This is a genomic window from Pseudomonas rhizozeae, from assembly GCF_031583775.1.
GTDB lineage: Bacteria > Pseudomonadota > Gammaproteobacteria > Pseudomonadales > Pseudomonadaceae > Aquipseudomonas.
In genome coordinates this window covers 131,875-151,103 of sequence record NZ_JAVLSB010000021.1, presented here as the reverse complement: position 1 = coordinate 151,103, position 19,229 = coordinate 131,875, and the positions used below count along the sequence as shown (strand labels likewise).

The window sequence follows — 19,229 nt, the reverse complement described above, 5'->3', positions numbered from 1 at the left end:
CAGGCTCGCTCCCACATTTTTTTGTGCAGCGAAAAAATCAGCGGCGGTCAGCAACCACGCCAATCAACACCAGCACCACCAACAACACCGGTGCCAGGCTGTAATTGTTGAACTGGCTCAGCCCACGGATGATCCACGGGGTGGCGTAGATCAGCGCCAGGCCGCTGCCGACCATGCACACCAGGGCCATCAGCGGGACGCGCAAGGCGCCGGCGATGCTGCCCAAGCGTTGATCGACCCAGCCTTTGATGTCGGCGCCGAACAGCACCAGCAGACAGCCCACCAGCGCCAGCGAAATTTCCGACAGGTTACTGCGGCTCCAGCGGGACACGGTGGCGAGCAGGTCGAGGATCAAATCCATTGGTTTTCCCTTAAGGCTGAAATCAGCTCAGAAATGTCTGCAGCAAGTCGTTAAGAAACAGCTGGCCGCGTTCGGTGGCCGCCAGGCGTGACGGTTCGACTCGCAACAAGCCGCTTTGTTCGGCCTCGCGGCGGCCGGCGGCGAGGCTTTCCAGGGGCAGGCCGGTACGCTCGGAATAGAGCCGCGACTCAACACCTTCTGTCAGGCGCAAGGCGTTCATCAGGAACTCGAACGGCAGTTCGTCGTTGGTCAGCGCCTTTTCGCCGGCCTGGAAGTGTTTCGCGGGGTTGAGGTAATCCTTCGGTAACCGGGTCTTCCAGGTGCGCACGATGCGCCCGTCCGGATGGCTAAGCTTGCCGTGGGCGCCGGCGCCGATGCCAATGAAGTCACCAAAACTCCAGTAATTGAGGTTATGCCGCGCCGGGCGACCGGGCTGGGCATAGGCTGACACTTCGTATTGCGCGTAACCGTGCTCGGCCAGCAACGCCTGGCCGGCCTCTTGAATGTCCCACAGCGTGTCGTCTTCCGGCAGGGCCGGCGGCTGGTTCCAGAACACGGTGTTCGGCTCCAGGGTCAGTTGATACCAGGACAAATGCGTCGGCTTTAGGGCGATGGCTTGGCGCAAATCGCTCAGCGCATCGTCCAGGGACTGATCGGGCAAGCCGTGCATCAGGTCCAGGTTGAAGTTGTCGAACCCAGCCTGGCGAGCCATGCCAGCAGCACGCACCGCTTCGTCACCGTTGTGAATCCGCCCCAGGGCTTTGAGTTTCTCTTCCTGGAAGCTCTGGATACCGATCGACAGGCGATTGATCCCCAGCGCCCGGTACGCGACGAATTTCTCTTGCTCGAAGGTGCCGGGGTTGGCTTCCAGGGTGATTTCAATGTCGCTGGCAAACCGGATGCGCTGCTCGACGCCTTCGAGTAGCCGGCCCAGGGCTTCGGCGCTGAACAGGCTGGGCGTGCCGCCGCCGAAGAAGATCGAACTCAGTTCACGGCCATACACCGCGTGCAGGTCCTGGTCGAGATCGGCCAGCAATGCGTCGACGTACTCCTCTTCCGGCAGCACCGGGCTGGCGGTATGGGAGTTGAAGTCGCAATAGGGGCATTTGCGCACGCACCACGGGATGTGAATGTACAGCGCCAAGGGCGGCAGTATCGGCAATGCGCGCCGAGGGGTGGTTGCGGCGCCGCCCGCAATCAGCGGTAACGCGGATGCGTCGTGGGTCATTTCAGGCCCAGACGCTGGCGCAGCAGAACCATCGCGCGGGCGCGGTGGCTGATCTGGTTTTTGTCGGCGGGGCTCAGCTCGGCGCTTGAGCAGTCGCGCTCCGGCACCCAGAACAACGGGTCGTAGCCAAAACCGTGTGCACCGCTGGCAGTGTGCAGAATGCGCCCGTGCCACAGGCCTTCGCAAAGGATCGGCAGCGGATCGTCGGCATGCCTCACCAGTGCCAGCACGCAGACGAACTGTGCACCGCGCTCGGCGTCCGGCACGTCTTTCAAGGCGTCGAGCAACTTGGCGTTGTTCGCCGCGTCGCCCTGGCCGTTGGCGTAACGGGCCGAGTAGATGCCCGGCGCGCCGCCGAGGAAATCCACCGCCAGCCCGGAATCATCGGCCAGCGCCGGCAGGCCGGAAATACGCGCCGCGTTACGGGCCTTGAGGATGGCGTTCTCGACGAACGACAGGCCGGTTTCTTCGGGCTCGACCTGACTGAACTCACCGATCGAGCGCAGTTGCACCGAATCACCGAGCATGGCCTGGAGTTCTTTGAGTTTGCCGGCGTTGTGGCTGGCCAGTACGAGTTGCGGGAAAGTGATCATTCGCCGGGGAAAAGCTCTTGGTTGAAGTTGATGGTGTTGATCTTGTCGCCGGTCTGCACCTTGATCTCGAAGGTACGGGTTTCCTGCTGGTCGACCGGGTATTGCGCGAGGTAGTAGATCGCGCCTTGCTCGGTCACCTGGCGGAACGTCAGGGGCACGCTTTTGCTGGTCAGGTCTTTGACCGTACCGCTGACTTGCGCCATTAGCGGCTTGCCGCCCTTGATCACCGACACATTGATCACGCCCTGGTTCTTGCTGCGGATCAACTCGGCAGCCTTGGCGATCTCTGGCGTCAGGTAAGTCGAGTGGAACGTGTTGTAATGCACCGTCACGTCGCCAAAGGTTTCCTTGCGTTCGCCCTTGATGACGTCGGCGGCCGTTGCCGAGACGCTCAGGCAGGCGCCGAGCAGCATTAACGCGAAACGACCCATGATCGTTCTCCTTGAGTACGAGGTTTACACCGCGATTTTGAGGTCCGCAAGCGCGGGGCTGCTGACGCGGTAAATGCCGATTTCACCCAACAGATTAGGCCAAAGCTTGCTGGCCCACCCGTGGCGGTGCTGTTGATCCACAGCCAGCCGATCAATGACCTTGGCGTCCCGTTCGCGGCACAGGGCTTCGAAGTCTTCGAAGGTACAGAAGTGGATGTTCGGCGTGTTGTACCAGGTGTACGGCAAAAATTCCGAGACCGGCATCCGGCCTTTGCTCGCCAGGTACCAGCGGCAGCGCCAGTGCCCGAAGTTGGGGAAAGTGATGATGCACTGGCGGCCGACCCGCAGCATTTCGTCGAGGATGCGGTCCGGGTAATGCACCGCTTGCAACGCCTGGGTCATGACCACCACGTCAAAACTGTCGCTGGCGAAGTTGCCCAGGCCCTTGTCCAGATCTTGCTCGATAACGTTGATGCCCTTGGCCACGCACTCGGCGATGTTATCTGGGTCGTTCTCCAGGCCGTAGCCGGTCACTTGCTTGTGGTCGCGCAACCAGGTCAGCAACTCGCCGTCGCCGCAACCGAGGTCGAGCACGCGGCTGCCGGCGGGGATCCATTCCTGGATGATTTCCAGATCAGCTCTCATGGCTTTCTCACACCCTCACTCGATTCATGTAATTGCTGAAGGCCTGCAGATAACGCGGGATCGGAATCAGGAAGGCGTCGTGGCCCTGCGGTGCGTCAATTTCCAGGTAGCAGACGTCTTTTTTCGCCGCCATCAGCGCGTTTACCAGTTCCCGCGAACGGGCCGGGGAGAACCGCCAGTCGGTGGTGAACGACATCACGCAGAACTTGGCCTTGGCGCCGGCGAAGGTTTTCGCCAGGTCATCGTCGAAGTTCGCCGCCGGATCGAAGTAGTCCAGGGCCTTGGTCATCAGCAGGTAAGTGTTGGCGTCGAACCGCCCGGAGAACTCCTCGCCCTGATAGCGCAGGTAGCTTTCCACCTGGAACTCAACGCTGTGGAAGTCGTAGTTAAGCTTTTCGCTTTTCAGGCCGCGGCCGAATTTCTCGCCCATGGAATCGTCGGACAGGTAAGTGATGTGCCCGACCATCCGCGCCAGCATCAGCCCACGCTTGGGGATCACGCCCGCTTCCTGGAACGAACCGCCATGGAACTCGGGGTCGGTGAGGATCGCCTGGCGCGCCACTTCGTTGAAGGCGATGTTCTGCGCCGACAACTTTGGCGCCGAGGCAATGGCCAGGCAATGGCGGATGCGCTCGGGGTAAGTAATGCTCCATTGCATCGCCTGCATGCCGCCGAGGCTGCCGCCGATGACAGCCGCCCATTGGCCGATGCCCAGGCGATCAGCGAGGCGCGCCTGGCTGTGCACCCAGTCTTCGACGGTCAGCACCGGGAAGTCGGCGCCGAAGGGTTTGCCGGTCTCCGGGTTGAGGCTGCTCGGGCCAGTGGAGCCGTTGCAGCCGCCCAGGTTGTTCAGGCTGACCACGAAGAACTTGCGGGTGTCGATGGGCTTGCCGGGGCCGATGCAGCTGTCCCACCAACCGGGTTTGCGCTCGTCGACGCTGTGGTAACCGGCGGCATGGTGGTGGCCGGACAAAGCGTGGCAGATCAACACGGCGTTGCTCGCCGTGGCGTTCAGCGTGCCGTAGGTTTCGTAGATCAGGTCATACGCGGGGAGCGAACGGCCGCAGGCCAAGGCCAGGGGGTCGCTGAAGTGCGCCACTTGCGGCGTCACCAGACCAACAGAATCGGGGGGGAAGGCAGCTGGCATCGACCCTGCTCTCATTGAAATGAGGCGTAAGTCTAAAGACCGCTGCCCCTAGCGGCAAGCGAAGGCCCAAGGCCTGACTTCATTCATTCGAATGGGAGGCGCGGCCTTCGCGAGCAGGCTCGCTCCCACAAGGGCAGACAGAGTGGGAGCCATGCTTGGAACTATTCGCGAAGGCTGCGTTTTTTTCGGGTCATCAGATCAGCAGCCGCAGGATCTCCGGCATCTGGGTCATCGCCGCCAGGTTGTTGATCACCAGCATGTCCAGCAGTTTGAGGACCATGAAGGCGAGAATCGGCGAGATGTCCAGACCACCGAGGTTCGGCAGGATTTTGCGGAACGGCGCCAGGGCCGGCTCGCAGATCTGGTTGACCAGTTCGGCGCCTGGGTTGTGGCTGCCCGGGGCGACCCACGACAGGATCACGCTGATGATCAGGGCGAAGAAGAAAATCTTCAGGAACAGCGCGGTCACGCCAATGATCGACCAGATCAGCAACTGCAGGAAGCTGCCGGTGGTGCCGTAGGTGAGCAGCAGGGTCAGGGCCATCAGCGCCAGTTGCACCAGGATCGCCAGTACCAGCGAGGACATGTCCAGGCCGAACAGGCTCGGGATAATCCGGCGCAGCGGCTTGAGCAGCGGCTGGGTCGCTTTCACGGCGAACTGGCACAGCGGGTTATAGAAGTTGGCGCGGACCAGTTGCAGCACGAAGCGCAGCAACACGATCAGCAGGTACAGACTGCCGAGGGTTTGCAGCACGTAGACCGCGGCGGTGTTCAATCCAATCATGAAAGTCCCCTTATTGACCCAGTTGTTCGGCCATTTCGGCCGAGCGGTGCGCGGCGGCACCCAATGCTTTTTCCACCAGGGCTTCGAAGCCCCCGGCCTGGAACGACTTGATCGCGGCTTCGGTAGTACCGGCCGGCGATGTCACCCGGCGGCGCAATTCCGCGGCATCGACATCACTGGCCACCGCCATGTGCGCGGCGCCGAGGGCGGTTTGCAACGTCAACTGGGCGGCGGTGGCGGGCGGCAGGCCGAGCTTCACGCCAGCGGCGGTCATGGCTTCGATCAACAGGAAGAAGTACGCCGGGCCGGAACCGGACACCGCGGTCACCGCGTCCAGTTGCTGTTCTTGGTCGAGCCACAAGGCGATGCCCACGGCGGACAGGAGCTCTTGTGCCTGCTGGCGCTGTTCGGCGCTGACCTGGGCGGTGGCGAACAGGCCACTCACGCCCTGGCGCAGCAGTGCCGGGGTGTTGGGCATGCAGCGCACGATCGGTTGAGGGCCGAGCCAGCTATTCATGCTCGCGCAAGTGATGCCGGCGGCAATCGAGACCACCAGTTGCTCGCCGGTAAGGCGGGGGCGAAGGGCTTCGCACACGGCTTTCATCGCCTGCGGCTTGACCGCCAGCACGATCACGTCGGCGCCCTGGATGGCCTCGGCGTTATCCGCGAACAATTCGATGCCGTGTTCGGCGTTGACCCGCGCACGGGTCTCGGCAGTGGGATCGCTGGCGCGGATCTGCGAAGCGTCCAGGCCCTTGGCGCGCAAGCCGCCGATCAAACTCGCGGCCATGTTTCCGGCACCGATAACGGCAATACGGGTCTTGCTCATGTCAGGTCCTTATAAAGAGGGGAGTCGGTCACGTTCAAGGCTGACCGTAGTCGCGGGCGCCAAACAGGGCGGTACCGATCCGCACCCAGGTGGCGCCTTGGGCGATGGCTGACTCAAGGTCATGGCTCATGCCCATGGAAAGGGTGTCGACCGGCAAATCGAGGTGGTCGCGCAGGTGCTCATTCAAGGTCTGTACGGCAGCAAAAGCGGCATCCTGGGCGGCGCGATCTTCAGTCGGCTCGGGAATCGCCATCAGCCCGCGCAACGTCAGGCGCGGCAATGCACTGATGGCGCTGGCCAGGGCGGGCAGGTCGTCCGGGGCACAGCCTGATTTGCTGGCCTCGCCACTGACGTTGACCTGGATGCAGATGTTCAGCGGCGGCAACTCGGCCGGGCGTTGTTCGGAGAGGCGTTGGGCGATTTTCAAGCGATCCACGGAATGCACCCAAGCGAAGTTCTCGGCGATAGCGCGCGTCTTGTTCGATTGAATGGGGCCGATGAAGTGCCAACTCAAGGGCAGGTCGGCCAATTCGGCCTGCTTGCCCAGCGCCTCTTGCAGGTAATTCTCGCCAAACTCCCGCACGCCGGCCGCGTAGGCCTCGCGCAGCGCCTCGGCGGGTTTGGTCTTGCTCACGGCCAGGAGCCGCACGCTGTGTTCGTCGCGGTGAGCGGCGAGGGCGGCAGCGCGGATGCGTGCCTCAACCCGTGCGATGTTGTCTGCTATCGTGGACATCAAGAGGCGCCAGCGGTCTGAAGGTTCGCGGCATTCTACTGGAATTGAGGAGCACTATGGATATCACGGAGCTGCTGGCGTTCAGCGCCAAACAGGGCGCATCGGACTTGCACTTGTCGGCTGGCCTGCCGCCGATGATTCGGGTCGACGGCGATGTGCGACGGATCAATCTGCCGGCGCTGGACCACAAACAGGTCCAGGAATTGATCTACGACATCATGAACGACAAGCAGCGGGTGGACTTCGAGGAGTCGCTGGAAACCGACTTTTCCTTCGAAGTGCCCGGTGTCGCGCGGTTTCGGGTCAATGCCTTCAACCAGAATCGTGGGCCGGGCGCGGTATTCCGCACCATCCCGTCGAAGGTCCTGAGCATGGATGACCTGGGCATGGGAGAAGTGTTTCGCAAGATTACCGAATCCCCCCGTGGCCTGGTGCTGGTCACCGGCCCCACCGGTTCCGGCAAGTCCACAACCCTGGCGGCGATGATCGATTACCTGAACAACCATCGTCATCACCACATTCTCACCATCGAAGACCCGATCGAGTTCGTCCACGAATCGCGTAAATGCCTGATCAACCAGCGCGAAGTGCACCGCGACACCCGCAGCTTCTCCACGGCCCTGCGCTCAGCCTTGCGCGAGGACCCGGACGTGATTCTGGTAGGGGAGATGCGCGACCTGGAAACCATTCGCCTGGCACTGACCGCGGCAGAAACCGGGCACTTGGTGTTCGGCACCCTGCACACCACCTCAGCGGCGAAAACCATCGACCGGGTGGTGGACGTGTTCCCGGCCGAAGAGAAATCCATGGTGCGCTCGATGCTCTCCGAATCCCTGCAAGCGGTGGTTTCCCAGACCCTGATCAAGAAAATCGGCGGCGGCCGGGTGGCGGCGCACGAGATCATGCTGGGCACCTCGGCGATCCGTAACCTGATCCGCGAAGACAAAGTGGCGCAGATGTACTCGTCGATCCAGACCGGCGGCAACCTGGGGATGCAGACCCTGGACATGTGCTTGAAGGATTTGGTGGCCAAGGGGCTGATCAGTCGCGATCAGGCGCGGGAGAAGGCGCGGACACCGGATAATTTCTGAGAAGTGCTGTGGGCTTTAGCTGTGTCTTTCGTGGCGAGGGAGCTTGCTCCCGCTGGACTGCGCAGCAGGCCCAAGCCTGTTTAAGGCGCTGCGCGACTTCGCGAGGGCAAGCTCCCTCGCCATAGTTACTCGGCCCTTAACGAAAAAGCCCACCATGAAGGTGGGCATTTGTCAGATCAGCGCTGAACGACGCGCATCTGGTTCGGTTCTTTCGGCAGAACCCGCTTGGCCACCACATAGTGGCTTTCCCAGTACGGTTTCTTCAGGGTATCGATGGTCACCGATTTGCCACGGCGCGGGGCGTGGATAAAGCGGTCGTTGCCCAAGTAGATGGCCACATGGTTGACCCGACGGCTCTTGATGTTGAAGAAAATCAGGTCGCCCGGCTTCAAGTCGCTGCGCTCGACTTTCTCCCCGTGGCCGCTGGCCATGGCGTTCGAGGTGCGGGGCAGGTCGAAGGTCTCGTCGTTGAACGCGTATTTCACCAGGCCGCTGCAATCGAAGCCTTTGCTCGGGCTGCTGCCGCCCCAGCGATAAGGGGTGCCCAGCACATTAACGGCACGGCTGAGCACATTGCTGCTCTGCTTGGTCGCCATGGGCGGTACCAGCTTGCTGTTGGCCTTGCTGAGGGTGGTCGACTGTTTAGTGCTTTTCTTGTTTTTGCTGACGGGAGCAGAAACATGGGATTTTGGGGTGTAACCATTTACGTTAGGAAGACGTTGCTCACGATTGGTGGCGTGGGCGGCCAGTGGCATTAATAGGCAAATGGTTAGCCATGTCTTGAAAAATGGACGCATTAGGCAAGGCTCATATAAGTTAGCGCGCAACTTTATAACAGCTTTTTTGTCCCTTCTGAGGCCGTTGGTCGATTCAACCTCGGGGTCAACGTCGGCAAAGAAGCGGCAATTTGGCGCAATTGTCGGACAGAAGTCAGGCGTAGCAAGGCTTTGACGGGAGTGAAGGTAGCATTTGCCATACGTCGGGCGCGCGTAAAAAAGTCACAAAGAATCCAAGAATATTTATCTATCAAGCGTGGAGAGGGAACTTATGAACACCTATCGAACGCCTGTCGTCACCCGCAATACCCACAGCAACGTCATGGGTTACCTGTTGTGGATTTTCGGTTTCACCGGCGCACACCGCTTTTATTACGGCAAGCCAGTCACCGGGACGATTTGGTTCTTCACCTTCGGTTTGCTGGGAATTGGCTGGCTGATTGACCTGTTTCTGATCCCGGCCATGGATCGCGAGGCGACTTTGCGCTTCACACCGGGCCCGATCGAATACAGCGTGGCGTGGTTGCTGCTGACCTTCCTCGGCTTGCTGGGCGTGCATCGCATGTATCAAGGCAAATGGCTCAGCGGCTTGCTGTACCTGGTGACGGGTGGGTTGTTCTTCCTGGGCATCCTGTACGACTTCTGGACCTTGAACGACCAGATTTCGGTGCGTAACGCCCAAAGCCGCTGAGCCTGCTTTTTGTGGCGAGGGAGCATGCCCCCCGCCACCGTGTCAGGATCACGCCTGGTGACTGATTCGCCCATCCACCAGCGTATAGCGCACCAAGCTCGGCAAGGTCTGCCCGAGGAACGGGCAGTTCTCACCCTTGGATAACCAGCCTTCGCCGACCACAGTGGACGCCGCCGGATCGAACAGCACGATATCCGCCGCGCCACCCACCGCCAGTTTGCCCGCCGGCAAGCGCAAGGCCTCGGCCGGGCCGCTGCTCAGGCGACTGAGCAAAGTCGGCAGGTCGAGCAGACCATCTTCCACCAGAGTCATCGCCAGCGGCAGCAACAGTTCGACGCTGCTGATGCCCGGCTCGGTAGCGCCGAACGGTGCCAGTTTGGCGTCGCGTTCGTGGGGCTGGTGATGGCTGGAGATTGCCGAAATCACCCCTGACTTCACCGCTTCGCGCAGGCCATCGCGGTCAGCGCGGGTGCGCAGCGGCGGCTGTACGTGATAGAGGCTGCTGAAGTCGATCAGCGCTTCATCGGTGAGGATCAACTGATACAACGCTACATCCGCTGTGACCTTCAGACCACGGGCCTGGGCCTGGGCAATCAACGCTGCGCCGCGACCGCTGGTCAGTTGGCTGAAATGCGCGCGCACACCGGTCTGTTCCACCAGCAGCAGATCACGGGCGAGGGCCACGGTTTCGGCGGTTTCCGGAATCCCTGGCAAGCCAAGGAAACTGGCAGTGGCGCCTTCGTGCGCCAGGCCGCCTTCAGCGAGGTCGTGGTCTTGGGAGTTGAAAATCACCGTCAGGTCGAAGGTCGCCGCGTAATCCAGCGCCCGGCACAGGGTGCGGGTGTTGCGGAAGCTGTCCAGGCCATTGCCGAATGCCACGCAACCGGCGTCGCGCAAGGCAATCAGCTCGGCCAGTTGCTCGCCGTCGAGGTTTTTGCTCAAGGCGCCAATCGGGAACACTTTGGTGTTGCCGGCCTCGCGGGCGCGGTCGAGGATCAGTTCAGCGACGGCCGAGGTGTCCAGCACCGGTTTGGTGTTGGGCGGGCAGCACAGGCTGGTCACGCCGCCAGCCGCCGCAGCGCGGGTTTCGCTGGCGATCGAGCCTTTGCGGCTGTAGCCCGGCTCGCGCAGGGCGACGTTCAGGTCGACCAGCCCCGGTGCGGCCACCAGGCCTTGGGCGTCGATGGTTTCCAGAGCGCTGAAACCGGCGGGTGCGGCGCCGAGGGCGACGATCTTGCAGGCTTCGATATGAATGTCGGTAACGCTGTCCAGCCCGGAGACTGGATCGATGACGCGGGCGCCGAGAATGCTGAGCTTCACTGGGCCTTCTCCTGCTCGAATTGACGTTGCGCCGTTTGCCCGCTCATGGCCATGGACAACACGGCCATGCGGATTGCGATGCCATAGGTGACTTGATTGAGGATCACCGAATGCGGACCGTCGGCCACCGCGGACTCGATTTCCACCCCGCGGTTGATCGGCCCCGGATGCATCACGATGCAATCAGGCTTGGCCCCGGCCAGGCGCGCGGTGGTCAAGCCGAACAAACGGTAGAACTCGCCTTCGCTGGGCAGCAGGCCGCCGGTCATTCGCTCGCGTTGCAGGCGCAACATGATCACCACGTCGACGTCCTTCAAGCCCTCGGTCATGTCGGTGTAGACCTTGACCCCGTATTGCTCGATGCCGATCGGCAGCAGGGTTTTCGGCGCGATCACCCGGATGTCCGGGCAACCGAGGGTTTTGAGCGCCAGCATGTTCGAGCGTGCCACTCGCGAGTGCAGGATATCGCCAACGATTGCCACCGAAAGGTTCTCGAAACCGCCCTTGTGCCGGCGAATGGTCAGCATGTCGAGCATGCCTTGGGTCGGGTGCGCATGCCGGCCGTCGCCGCCGTTAATGATCGCCACCTGCGGGCAGACGTGTTCGGCGATGAAGTGCGCCGCGCCGGAATCACCGTGGCGCACGACGAACATGTCGGCGGCCATGGCTTCCAGGTTGCGCAGGGTATCCAGTAGCGTTTCCCCCTTGCTCGCCGACGATGTCGACACGTTCAGGGTAATCACATCCGCTGAAAGCCGTTGGGCCGCCAGTTCGAACGTGGTACGGGTGCGGGTAGAGTTTTCGAAGAACACGTTGCACACGGTCTTGCCGCGCAGCAACGGGACTTTCTTCACCGCCCGGGCGCCGACTTCGAGGAACGAGTCGGCGGTGTCGAGAATTTCCGTCAGCAACTCGCGGCGCAAACCGTCGAGCGAGAGGAAGTGTTGCAGCTGGCCCTGATCATTGAGCTGCAGCGGGCGCTTGGTATCTAGAGGCGTCATCGCGAGGGGGACTCTCAATAGGGCGGATTAAAGGGCGAAGTCTTGCAGTTCAAGGGCCAGCGGCGACGGCCCGGACAACTTGACCCGCTCGTGCGCGGCCAGCGCCAGGGTGGCGCCGACCACATTCGGGCGGATCGGCAGTTCGCCGGCGTCCAGGTCCAGCAGGCAGACCAGGGTCACGCTGGCCGGGCGACCGTAGTCGAACAATTCGTTGAGGGCGGCGCGGATGGTGCGACCGCTCATCAGCACGTCGTCGATCAGCACCAGATGCTGGCCTTCGATTTCAAAGGGCAGGGCCGACGGACGCACTTGTGGGTGCAGGCCGTTCTGGCTGAAGTCGTCGCGATAGAAGGAAACGTCCAGGGTGCCGAGCGGCGAATCGCTGCGCAGTTCGGCGAGCAAGGCCTGGGCGACCCACACGCCACCGGTGCGAATGCCGATGTAGCGCGGTTCGCTGATGCCACGGTGATGCAAATGGGCGGTCAGGCGCGTCGCCATCTGACTGATCAGTTCGGCGGGATTGGGCAGGCTCATGGTTGCTCCTTCTTGGGCCCGAGCCGGGATTCGCGGGTGTGGCACGCGGGATGTGGCTCGGGTTGTAGCTAAGAGAGACGCCGTGGCGGCTCTTCAGGATTCGAACAGTGCGGTGTTTTCGTCGAGCCAGCCTTGCAGCAGCAGGGCGGCGGCGATCGCATCCACCGGGTTGTCGCGGTAACTGCCTTTCTGGCCGCCACGATCACGGCGCTCGCCCTTGGCCTCGAAGGTGGTCAGGCGTTCATCGTGGGTATAAAAGGGCAGATTGAAGCGGCCGTTGAGGCGCCGGGCGAACTTCTCCGCGCGCAAGCACATCTCGCTCGGCGTGCCGTCCATGTTCAGCGGCAGGCCGACGACCACGGCATCGGGTTTCCATTCCTTGATCAGCGCTTCGACCTGATTCCAGTCGGGCACGCCGTTCTGCGCTTTCAAAGTGCACAGTTCACGGGCCTGGCCGGTGATCACCTGGCCCACGGCAACGCCGATCTGTTTGGTGCCGTAGTCAAAACCGAGGATCAGACGCAGGGCCATCAGGCGTGGCCCGCCTGGCTGGTGAGCAAACTGAGGTTGACGCCCAGGTGCCGGGCCGCGGCTTCAAGGCGACTTTCGCTGTTGGTGTTGAACAGGATGTCGGCGCTGTAAGGGCAGGTCAGCCAAGCGTTATCCGCGAGCTCGGCTTCGAGCTGCCCGGCTTCCCAGCCGGCGTAGCCGAGGGCGATCAGGCTTTGTGTCGGCCCGACCGCATCCGCGATGGCGAACAGCACGTCTTGCGAGGTCGACAGCGCCAGCTCGCCTTCCAGCTCGACCGTGGCCTGAAAGGTCTTGCCGGACGGGTGCAGGACAAACCCGCGATCCGTCTGCACCGGCCCGCCGATGAAGATCGGCACGTGCTGGCAGAGCACTGGCGGCTCGATGTCCGGGCGCAGCTGCTCGAGGATGTCGGCCAGGTTCAGCTCTTGCGGTCGGTTGACTACCAGCCCCATGGCCCCATTCGCTGTGTGCTCGACGATGTAGGTCAAGGTATGAGCAAAATTCGGGTCGGCCATATGCGGCATGGCGATCAGGAAGTGATGCTTGAGGTAGGTGGGGCTGACGTTTTTCATGTGCGCTAGTGTGGCGTCGGAGGGGCGAACTGACAAGCTGGGGATGGCGCAATTTGGCAACCAGCACAGATCAAATGTGGGAGTGGGCTTGTTGTGGCGAGGGAGCTTGCTCCCGCTCGAGTGCGCAGCGCTCGCATTTTTTTTGGGGCTGCTTCGCAGCCCAGCGGGAGCAAGCTCCCTCGCCACACTAGCTCCCTCGTCACAAAGGCTGAAGCGTGTAATCAGTTACTGGACAGCCTGTCGCCGCGGGCAAACTTCCAGGTGCGGATGATTTCCAGTCGATCAATGTCCGACAAATCCCCGGTGAACGGCGAAAACGGCGCGGCGAGCCGGACGATGCGCTGCGCCGCCTGGTCGAGCAGCGGTTGGCCCGAGGACTCCAGCACCAGCACTTCGTACAGCGAGCCGTCGCGGTTGATTGAGACCATCAACCGCAAATTGCCGTAGATCTGTTTGCGTCGGGCTTCGTCGGGGTAATTGAGGTTGCCGATGCGCTCGACCTTCTTGCGCCATTCATCCTTATACCAGGCACCTTTGTCGCGCATGGTCGACGCGGCGCTCAAGCGGTGGATGCGTGGGCGCTTGGCGTACAGCTGTTGTTCGTTAGCGAGTTCGGCTTCCAGGCTGGCGATGTCGCTGGACAGTTGCGAACTGTCGAAAGTCGGCGCGGGCGGTTTGGGCGTCGGCTCCGACTTGATCTCTTCTTTCTTGGGCGAGGCCTTTTTCGGCTGCGGCGCCGTCGTGGTCACCGCAGCCTTGGGCGCGGCCTCGACTTCCCGGGGCTTGGCCGGCGGCGGTGGCGTGACCTTCTTCACTTCGTTGGCCTGGAACGGCGCCACTTCGGTGGTCTTAGGGACCGCCTTCTTATCGAGCGTGCCGCTGCCTTGCTGGTTTTCCTGGGCGAGAAAGTCGGCTTTCTTCGGCGCGGTCTCGCTTTTGAAGGTGGCGAGAGTGATTTCCAGGGTTTTGCTGATGGTTTTTGGCTCGGCGAAGGTAAATCCCAGGCCAAGGATCAGGGCCAAGTGCACCAGCGCCGCGAGGAACAGGGTAAAACCCAGGCGATCGGCCGGGCGCACGCCGCGATGGGCGAGTTCGGCAGGCAGATCGGAAGGGAGTGTCATCAGCAAAAGACCAACATCGCGTTTTTTACAGGCCGCGCATCATAACGCAATGTTGGCTGCATCTAGATCAGCGCGCCTTGAGCTTCTGATCGATGGCATCCATCAGCATGCCGCCAATGTCCGTGCCAAAGGCATTGTCGATTTCGCGGATGCAGGTCGGGCTGGTGACGTTGATTTCGGTCAGGTGCTCGCCGATCACATCGAGGCCGACGAACAGCAGGCCTTTCTCGCGCAGGGTCGGGCCGACTTGTGCGGCGATCCAGCGATCCTTGTCGCTCAACGGACGCGCTTCGCCACGGCCGCCGGCCGCGAGGTTGCCACGGGTTTCGCCGGCGGCCGGGATCCGTGCCAGGCAATAATCCACCGGTTCGCCATCGATCATTAGAATGCGCTTGTCGCCGTCCTTGATCGCTGGCAGGTAAGCCTGGCCCATGATTTGCTGGGTGCCGAGGGCGGTCAGGGTTTCGAGGATCACCGACAGGTTAGGGTCGCCGACCCGGTGGCGGAAGATCGAGGTGCCGCCCATGCCGTCCAGCGGCTTGAGGATCACGTCACCGTGCTTGGCGGCGAATTCACGCAAGACGTCGGCGCGGCGGCTGACCACGGTCGGCGGCGTGCACTGCGGGAACAGCGTGGCGAACAGTTTTTCGTTGCAGTCGCGCAGACTCTGCGGCTTGTTGACCACCAGCACGCCGGCGGCTTCGGCCTGTTCCAGCAGGTAAGTGCTGTAGACGAATTCCATGTCGAACGGCGGATCCTTGCGCATCAGGATCACGTCCAGATCGCTTAGCAGCGCATCGCTTTCAGCGCCCAGTTCGAACCATTTTTCCGGATTGGCGAACACCTGCAGCGGACGCATCCGAGCGCGGGCAGCGCCTTCGCCCTGATACAAATCGCGCTGCTCCATATAGAACAGCTCCCAGCCGCGCTTTTGCGCCGCCAGCAACATGGCCAGCGAGCTATCCTTTTTATAGGAAATGCTGGCGATAGGGTCCATGACAATCCCGACGCGAACGCTCATGGGGGTTTCCTCGAAATTTGGGTGGCCGAATGGCGATGAAAAAGTGGCGTCAGAGTGGCGCTGAGCGGGTTCCCGGTCAAGGAAAAACCGCCGCATCGGTCAGTCGATAGATTGCCGCAGGCGTCTGTGCTAAAAAGGCTGCCACGCCGTGCTGGCCCTTGAGCATCAAGGGTTTCTGGCGCAGGGGAACCGCACACGGACAAAATAGATGACCACCGGCGACGGCAGAGCAGATATGGAACAGCAGTCCAGCGCCTTGAAGGTTATGGTGATCGACGATTCGAAGACGATCCGCCGCACCGCCGAAACGCTGTTGAAACACGTGGGGTGCGAAGTGATCACGGCCATCGACGGGTTCGATGCCTTGGCCAAGATCGCCGATCACCACCCCGGCATCATCTTTGTCGACATCATGATGCCGCGTCTGGATGGCTATCAGACCTGCGCGCTGATCAAGAACAACAGTGCGTTCAAGTCCACGCCAGTGATTATGCTGTCGTCCAAGGACGGGCTGTTCGACAAGGCGAAGGGCCGCATCGTCGGATCTGATCAATTTTTGACCAAGCCTTTCAGCAAGGAAGAACTGCTCAACGCAATCCAGGCCCATGTTCCGGGCTTTGCCGCTGTAACGCCGCAGTAGGACACGCACCCTGATGCTCGGCCAGTGGGCCGGGGGTCGACAAAAAAATGGGGAAGACCATGGCTCGTATTCTGATCGTCGATGACTCGCCGACTGAAATGTACAAACTGACCGGTATGCTGGAAAAGCACGGTCATGAAGTGTTGAAGGCCGAAAACGGCGCCGACGGCGTGGCCCTGGCCCGCCAGGAAAAACCCGATGCAGTGCTGATGGACATTGTCATGCCCGGCCTCAATGGTTTCCAGGCCACCCGCCAACTGACCAAGGACCCGGACACCGGGCACATCCCGGTGATCATCATCACCACCAAGGATCAGGACACCGACAAGGTCTGGGGCACTCGCCAGGGCGCCAAGGATTACCTGACCAAACCGGTCGACGAAGAAACCCTGATCAAGACCCTGAACAACGTATTGCCCGGCTGACGGCGCGGTCATGAGCGAATCGCTGACCGCGTTCGAGCTGCTGCTGCAAATTGACCAGCGCTGTCGCTTGCTGGCGGCGGATTTGCCGTCGCAACCGGCGCGCCAGGACAATTGGAGCGGCATTGGCTTTCGCCTCGGCGAGCGCTGGTACGTGGCACCGATGGGCGAAGTCAGCGAGGTGCTGCACGAACCGCGCGTGACCCAGATGCCGGGCGTACGCTCGTGGGTCAAGGGCGTGGCCAATCTGCGCGGGCGGCTGCTGCCGGTGATGGACCTGTGCGCGTTGTTCGGGCACGAACTGTCGCCGCTGCGCAAACAGCGCCGGGTATTGGTGATCGAGCATGACGACGTGTTTGCCGGGCTGATGGTCGATGAAGTGTTCGGCTTGCAGCATTTCGCCCAGGACAGCCTGGAGCCGCTGCTGATGGACGACCTCGACGGGCCGGTGTCGGCCTTCATCCAAGGACGCTTCCAGGGTGAACAGCACTGGCAGGTGTTCAGCCCGTTTGCGCTGGTGCGGTCGTCGGGCTTCAGGGATGTCGCCATATAGTGTGAGCGATGGTGCTCCTGGTGGGAGCGAGCCTGCTCGCGAAGACGGCAGCCCATCCGAAAAGGATGCAAGCTGATCCAACGCATTCGCGAGTAGGCTCGCTCCCACAGGTTTAATGTGGGTTAACAGGCGAGGACCAATGATAAAAGCAAAAACAGGCAAGGCATTGGCAGGGTCGCGCAGTCGTTCGCAGATCGTCGCGCTATTTATCGCGCTGATCGTCTTCATCATGCTGCTGTTCGCCAACTTCGCCTACCTCAACACCCAGGCCACCTACGACAAACAGTACATCGGCCATGCCGGGGAGCTGCGGGTGCTGTCGCAACGCATCGCCAAAAACGCCACCGAAGCGGCGGCCGGCAAAGCGGCAGCGTTCAAGTTGCTCAGCGATGCGCGCAATGACTTCGCCCAGCGTTGGGGTTACCTGAAAAAAGGCGACCCGGCCACCGGCCTGCCGCCCGCTCCGGCTGCCGTGCACCCGGAAATGCGCGCGGTGCAGACCGACTGGGAACGCTTGCTGAAAAACACTGACGCGATTCTCTCCAGCGAGCAGACCGTGCTCTCTCTGCATCAAGTGGCCGCGACCCTCGCCGAGACCGTGCCGCAACTGCAGGTGGAATACGAACACGTGGTGGAAATCCTCTTGCAGCGAGGCGCCCCGGCGGCGCAAGTGGCCATGGCCCAGCGCCAGTCGCTGTTGGCCGAGCGCATTCTCGGTGCGGTCAACACCGTGCTGGCGGGCGACGAAACCGCGCAACAGGCCGCTGACGTCTTCGGTCGCGATGCCGCACGGTTCGGCCAGGTGCTCAACGGCATGCTGCAAGGTAATCCGACCCTGAAAATCCCTCAGGTCGAAGACCGCGATGCCCGGGCGCGTTTGACGGAAATTTCCGAGCTGTTTGAATTCGTCTCCGGCTCGGTGGACGAAATCCTCGAAACCTCGCCGGAGCTGTTCAAGGTCCGCGAATCGGCCTCCAGCATCTTCACCTTGTCGCAAACCCTGCTCGACGAGGCTTCCCATCTGGCGACCGGTTTCGAAAACCTCGCCGGCGGGCGCAACATCGACACCATTGGCGGTTACGTGCTGGGGCTGGCGGCGTTGATGTCGATCATCCTGATTGGTCTGGTGATGGTCCGCGAGACCAACCGCCAGTTGCAGGAAACCGCCGAGAAGAACGAGCGTAACCAGACCGCGATCATGCGCCTGCTCGATGAGATCGAAGACCTGGCCGACGGCGACCTCACCGTGACCGCCTCGGTGACCGAAGACTTCACCGGGACCATCGCCGACTCGATCAATTATTCCGTGGACCAATTGCGCGATCTGGTGGCGACCATCAACCTCACCGCCGGCCAGGTCGCCGCCGCCGTGCAGGAAACCCAGGCCACCGCCATGCACCTGGCGCAAGCCTCGGAGCACCAGGCGCAGCAGATCTCCGAAGCGTCCACCTCGATCAATGAAATGGCCCAGTCCATCGACCAGGTGTCGGCCAACGCCGCCGAATCCTCGGCGGTGGCCGAGCGCTCGGTGGAGATCGCCAACAAGGGCAACGAGGTGGTGCACAACACCATCCACGGCATGGACAACATTCGCGAGCAGATCCAGGACACCGCCAAGCGCATCAAGCGTCTGGGCGAGTCGTCCCAGGAAATCGGCGACATCGTCAGCCTGATCGACGACATTGCCGATCAGACCAACATCCTCGCCCTGAACGCCGCCATCCAGGCTTCGATGGCCGGGGATGCCGGGCGCGGGTTTGCGGTGGTCGCCGATGAAGTTCAGCGCCTGGCCGAGCGCTCGTCGGCGGCGACCCGGCAGATCGAAACCCTGGTGCGGGCGATCCAGACCGACACCAACGAAGCGGTGATTTCCATGGAGCAGACCACCACCGAAGTGGTGCGCGGCGCGCGACTGGCGCAGGATGCCGGGGTGGCCCTGGAAGAAATCGAAGGCGTGTCCAAGACCCTGGCGGCGTTGATCCAGAGCATCTCCAACGCGGCGCAGCAGCAAACCTCGTCGGCGGGGCAGATTTCCCTGACGATGAACGTGATCCAGCAGATCACCACGCAGACCTCGTCCGGCTCCACCGCCACCGCCGAGAGCATCGGCAACCTGGCGAAAATGGCCAGCCAGTTGCGCCGCTCGGTGTCCGGTTTCACCTTGCCGGCGGCGCCAGTCGCGGATGTGGACAAAGCTTGAGCCGC

General features: G+C 62.0%; 23 protein-coding genes. 6 read left to right on the top strand and 17 right to left on the bottom strand.

Annotation, left to right across the window (positions count from 1 at the left end; all coding sequences use genetic code 11):
• Positions 1 to 37: 37 nt before the first annotated feature.
• The 9 genes from RG836_RS04965 to RG836_RS04925 all read right to left on the bottom strand — a co-directional run bounded on the left by RG836_RS04965 (position 38) and on the right by RG836_RS04925 (position 6,751).
• On the bottom strand, positions 38 to 361 hold the full coding sequence (locus RG836_RS04965; RefSeq protein ID WP_310843664.1) for a DUF3392 domain-containing protein: 324 nt from the start codon (positions 359 to 361) through the stop codon (positions 38 to 40).
• A 22-nt stretch (positions 362 to 383) separates the two neighbouring features.
• Positions 384 to 1,589, bottom strand: coding sequence for a radical SAM family heme chaperone HemW (hemW, locus tag RG836_RS04960; protein ID WP_310843663.1), 1,206 nt, complete (start codon positions 1,587 to 1,589; stop codon positions 384 to 386).
• A complete protein-coding gene (rdgB, locus tag RG836_RS04955; protein WP_310843662.1) occupies positions 1,586 to 2,182 on the bottom strand; it encodes an RdgB/HAM1 family non-canonical purine NTP pyrophosphatase in 597 nt (198 codons plus the stop codon). Before rdgB ends, hemW begins: the two co-directional genes overlap by 4 nt.
• A complete protein-coding gene (locus RG836_RS04950; RefSeq protein WP_310843661.1) occupies positions 2,179 to 2,613 on the bottom strand; it encodes a DUF4426 domain-containing protein in 435 nt (144 codons plus the stop codon). Before RG836_RS04950 ends, rdgB begins: the two co-directional genes overlap by 4 nt.
• A 24-nt stretch (positions 2,614 to 2,637) precedes the next feature.
• Positions 2,638 to 3,258: a methionine biosynthesis protein MetW gene (gene metW, locus RG836_RS04945; protein ID WP_310843659.1), complete on the bottom strand. Its 621-nt coding sequence runs from the start codon at positions 3,256 to 3,258 to the stop codon at positions 2,638 to 2,640.
• A 7-nt stretch (positions 3,259 to 3,265) separates the two neighbouring features.
• Entirely contained in the window at positions 3,266 to 4,405 is a 1,140-nt protein-coding gene (metX, locus tag RG836_RS04940; protein WP_310843658.1) for a homoserine O-succinyltransferase MetX, read from the bottom strand.
• Between the two features lie 193 nt (positions 4,406 to 4,598).
• On the bottom strand, positions 4,599 to 5,189 hold the full coding sequence (locus RG836_RS04935; RefSeq protein ID WP_310843657.1) for a YggT family protein: 591 nt from the start codon (positions 5,187 to 5,189) through the stop codon (positions 4,599 to 4,601).
• A gap of 10 nt (positions 5,190 to 5,199) precedes the next feature.
• Positions 5,200 to 6,018 (bottom strand): pyrroline-5-carboxylate reductase, encoded by an 819-nt coding sequence (gene proC, locus RG836_RS04930; RefSeq protein ID WP_310843656.1) that lies wholly within the window; start codon positions 6,016 to 6,018, stop codon positions 5,200 to 5,202.
• A gap of 34 nt (positions 6,019 to 6,052) precedes the next feature.
• Entirely contained in the window at positions 6,053 to 6,751 is a 699-nt protein-coding gene (locus tag RG836_RS04925) for a YggS family pyridoxal phosphate-dependent enzyme (RefSeq protein ID WP_310843655.1), read from the bottom strand.
• Positions 6,752 to 6,807: 56 nt separating this feature from the next.
• Here RG836_RS04925 and RG836_RS04920 point away from each other — a divergent pair, with 56 nt between their 5' ends.
• A complete protein-coding gene (locus tag RG836_RS04920) occupies positions 6,808 to 7,842 on the top strand; it encodes a type IV pilus twitching motility protein PilT (protein WP_310843654.1) in 1,035 nt (344 codons plus the stop codon).
• Positions 7,843 to 8,018: 176 nt separating this feature from the next.
• Here the strand turns inward: RG836_RS04920 and RG836_RS04915 are convergent, their stop codons facing one another.
• A complete protein-coding gene (locus RG836_RS04915) occupies positions 8,019 to 8,639 on the bottom strand; it encodes a C40 family peptidase (RefSeq protein ID WP_310843653.1) in 621 nt (206 codons plus the stop codon).
• A gap of 250 nt (positions 8,640 to 8,889) precedes the next feature.
• Here RG836_RS04915 and RG836_RS04910 point away from each other — a divergent pair, with 250 nt between their 5' ends.
• On the top strand, positions 8,890 to 9,309 hold the full coding sequence (locus RG836_RS04910) for a TM2 domain-containing protein (RefSeq protein WP_310843652.1): 420 nt from the start codon (positions 8,890 to 8,892) through the stop codon (positions 9,307 to 9,309).
• A 48-nt stretch (positions 9,310 to 9,357) separates the two neighbouring features.
• Here RG836_RS04910 and RG836_RS04905 read toward each other — a convergent pair whose 3' ends face one another.
• The 7 genes from RG836_RS04905 to gshB form a co-directional block, all read right to left on the bottom strand.
• Positions 9,358 to 10,629: a dihydroorotase gene (locus tag RG836_RS04905; RefSeq protein WP_310843650.1), complete on the bottom strand. Its 1,272-nt coding sequence runs from the start codon at positions 10,627 to 10,629 to the stop codon at positions 9,358 to 9,360.
• Positions 10,626 to 11,630: an aspartate carbamoyltransferase catalytic subunit gene (locus RG836_RS04900; RefSeq protein WP_310843649.1), complete on the bottom strand. Its 1,005-nt coding sequence runs from the start codon at positions 11,628 to 11,630 to the stop codon at positions 10,626 to 10,628. The genes RG836_RS04905 and RG836_RS04900 overlap by 4 nt, the downstream gene beginning before the upstream one ends.
• Before the next feature lie 27 nt (positions 11,631 to 11,657).
• Positions 11,658 to 12,164, bottom strand: coding sequence for a bifunctional pyr operon transcriptional regulator/uracil phosphoribosyltransferase PyrR (pyrR, locus tag RG836_RS04895; RefSeq protein WP_310843648.1), 507 nt, complete (start codon positions 12,162 to 12,164; stop codon positions 11,658 to 11,660).
• A gap of 93 nt (positions 12,165 to 12,257) precedes the next feature.
• Positions 12,258 to 12,695 carry a Holliday junction resolvase RuvX gene (gene ruvX, locus RG836_RS04890; protein ID WP_310843647.1) on the bottom strand — a complete coding sequence of 146 codons (438 nt, stop codon included), beginning with the start codon at positions 12,693 to 12,695 and terminating at the stop codon, positions 12,258 to 12,260.
• Complete coding sequence (locus RG836_RS04885) at positions 12,695 to 13,267, bottom strand: YqgE/AlgH family protein (RefSeq protein ID WP_310843646.1); 573 nt, start codon at positions 13,265 to 13,267, stop codon at positions 12,695 to 12,697. Before RG836_RS04885 ends, ruvX begins: the two co-directional genes overlap by 1 nt.
• A 221-nt stretch (positions 13,268 to 13,488) precedes the next feature.
• Complete coding sequence (locus RG836_RS04880; protein WP_310843645.1) at positions 13,489 to 14,388, bottom strand: energy transducer TonB; 900 nt, start codon at positions 14,386 to 14,388, stop codon at positions 13,489 to 13,491.
• A gap of 67 nt (positions 14,389 to 14,455) precedes the next feature.
• The gene (gene gshB / locus RG836_RS04875) at positions 14,456 to 15,409 is read right to left on the bottom strand and encodes a glutathione synthase (protein WP_310843644.1); all 954 of its coding nucleotides are present in this window, start codon (positions 15,407 to 15,409) and stop codon (positions 14,456 to 14,458) included.
• 235 nt (positions 15,410 to 15,644) lie between these two features.
• Here gshB and pilG point away from each other — a divergent pair, with 235 nt between their 5' ends.
• From pilG to RG836_RS04855, 4 genes are all read left to right on the top strand, one after another.
• Complete coding sequence (gene pilG / locus RG836_RS04870) at positions 15,645 to 16,049, top strand: twitching motility response regulator PilG (RefSeq protein ID WP_310844438.1); 405 nt, start codon at positions 15,645 to 15,647, stop codon at positions 16,047 to 16,049.
• A 59-nt stretch (positions 16,050 to 16,108) separates the two neighbouring features.
• Positions 16,109 to 16,474, top strand: coding sequence for a twitching motility response regulator PilH (gene pilH, locus RG836_RS04865; protein ID WP_310843642.1), 366 nt, complete (start codon positions 16,109 to 16,111; stop codon positions 16,472 to 16,474).
• A 10-nt stretch (positions 16,475 to 16,484) separates the two neighbouring features.
• Positions 16,485 to 17,024, top strand: a complete 540-nt coding sequence (locus RG836_RS04860) for a chemotaxis protein CheW (RefSeq protein ID WP_310843641.1) — start codon at positions 16,485 to 16,487, stop codon at positions 17,022 to 17,024.
• A 139-nt stretch (positions 17,025 to 17,163) separates the two neighbouring features.
• Complete coding sequence (locus RG836_RS04855) at positions 17,164 to 19,224, top strand: methyl-accepting chemotaxis protein (RefSeq protein WP_310843640.1); 2,061 nt, start codon at positions 17,164 to 17,166, stop codon at positions 19,222 to 19,224.
• Positions 19,225 to 19,229 lie beyond the last annotated feature (5 nt).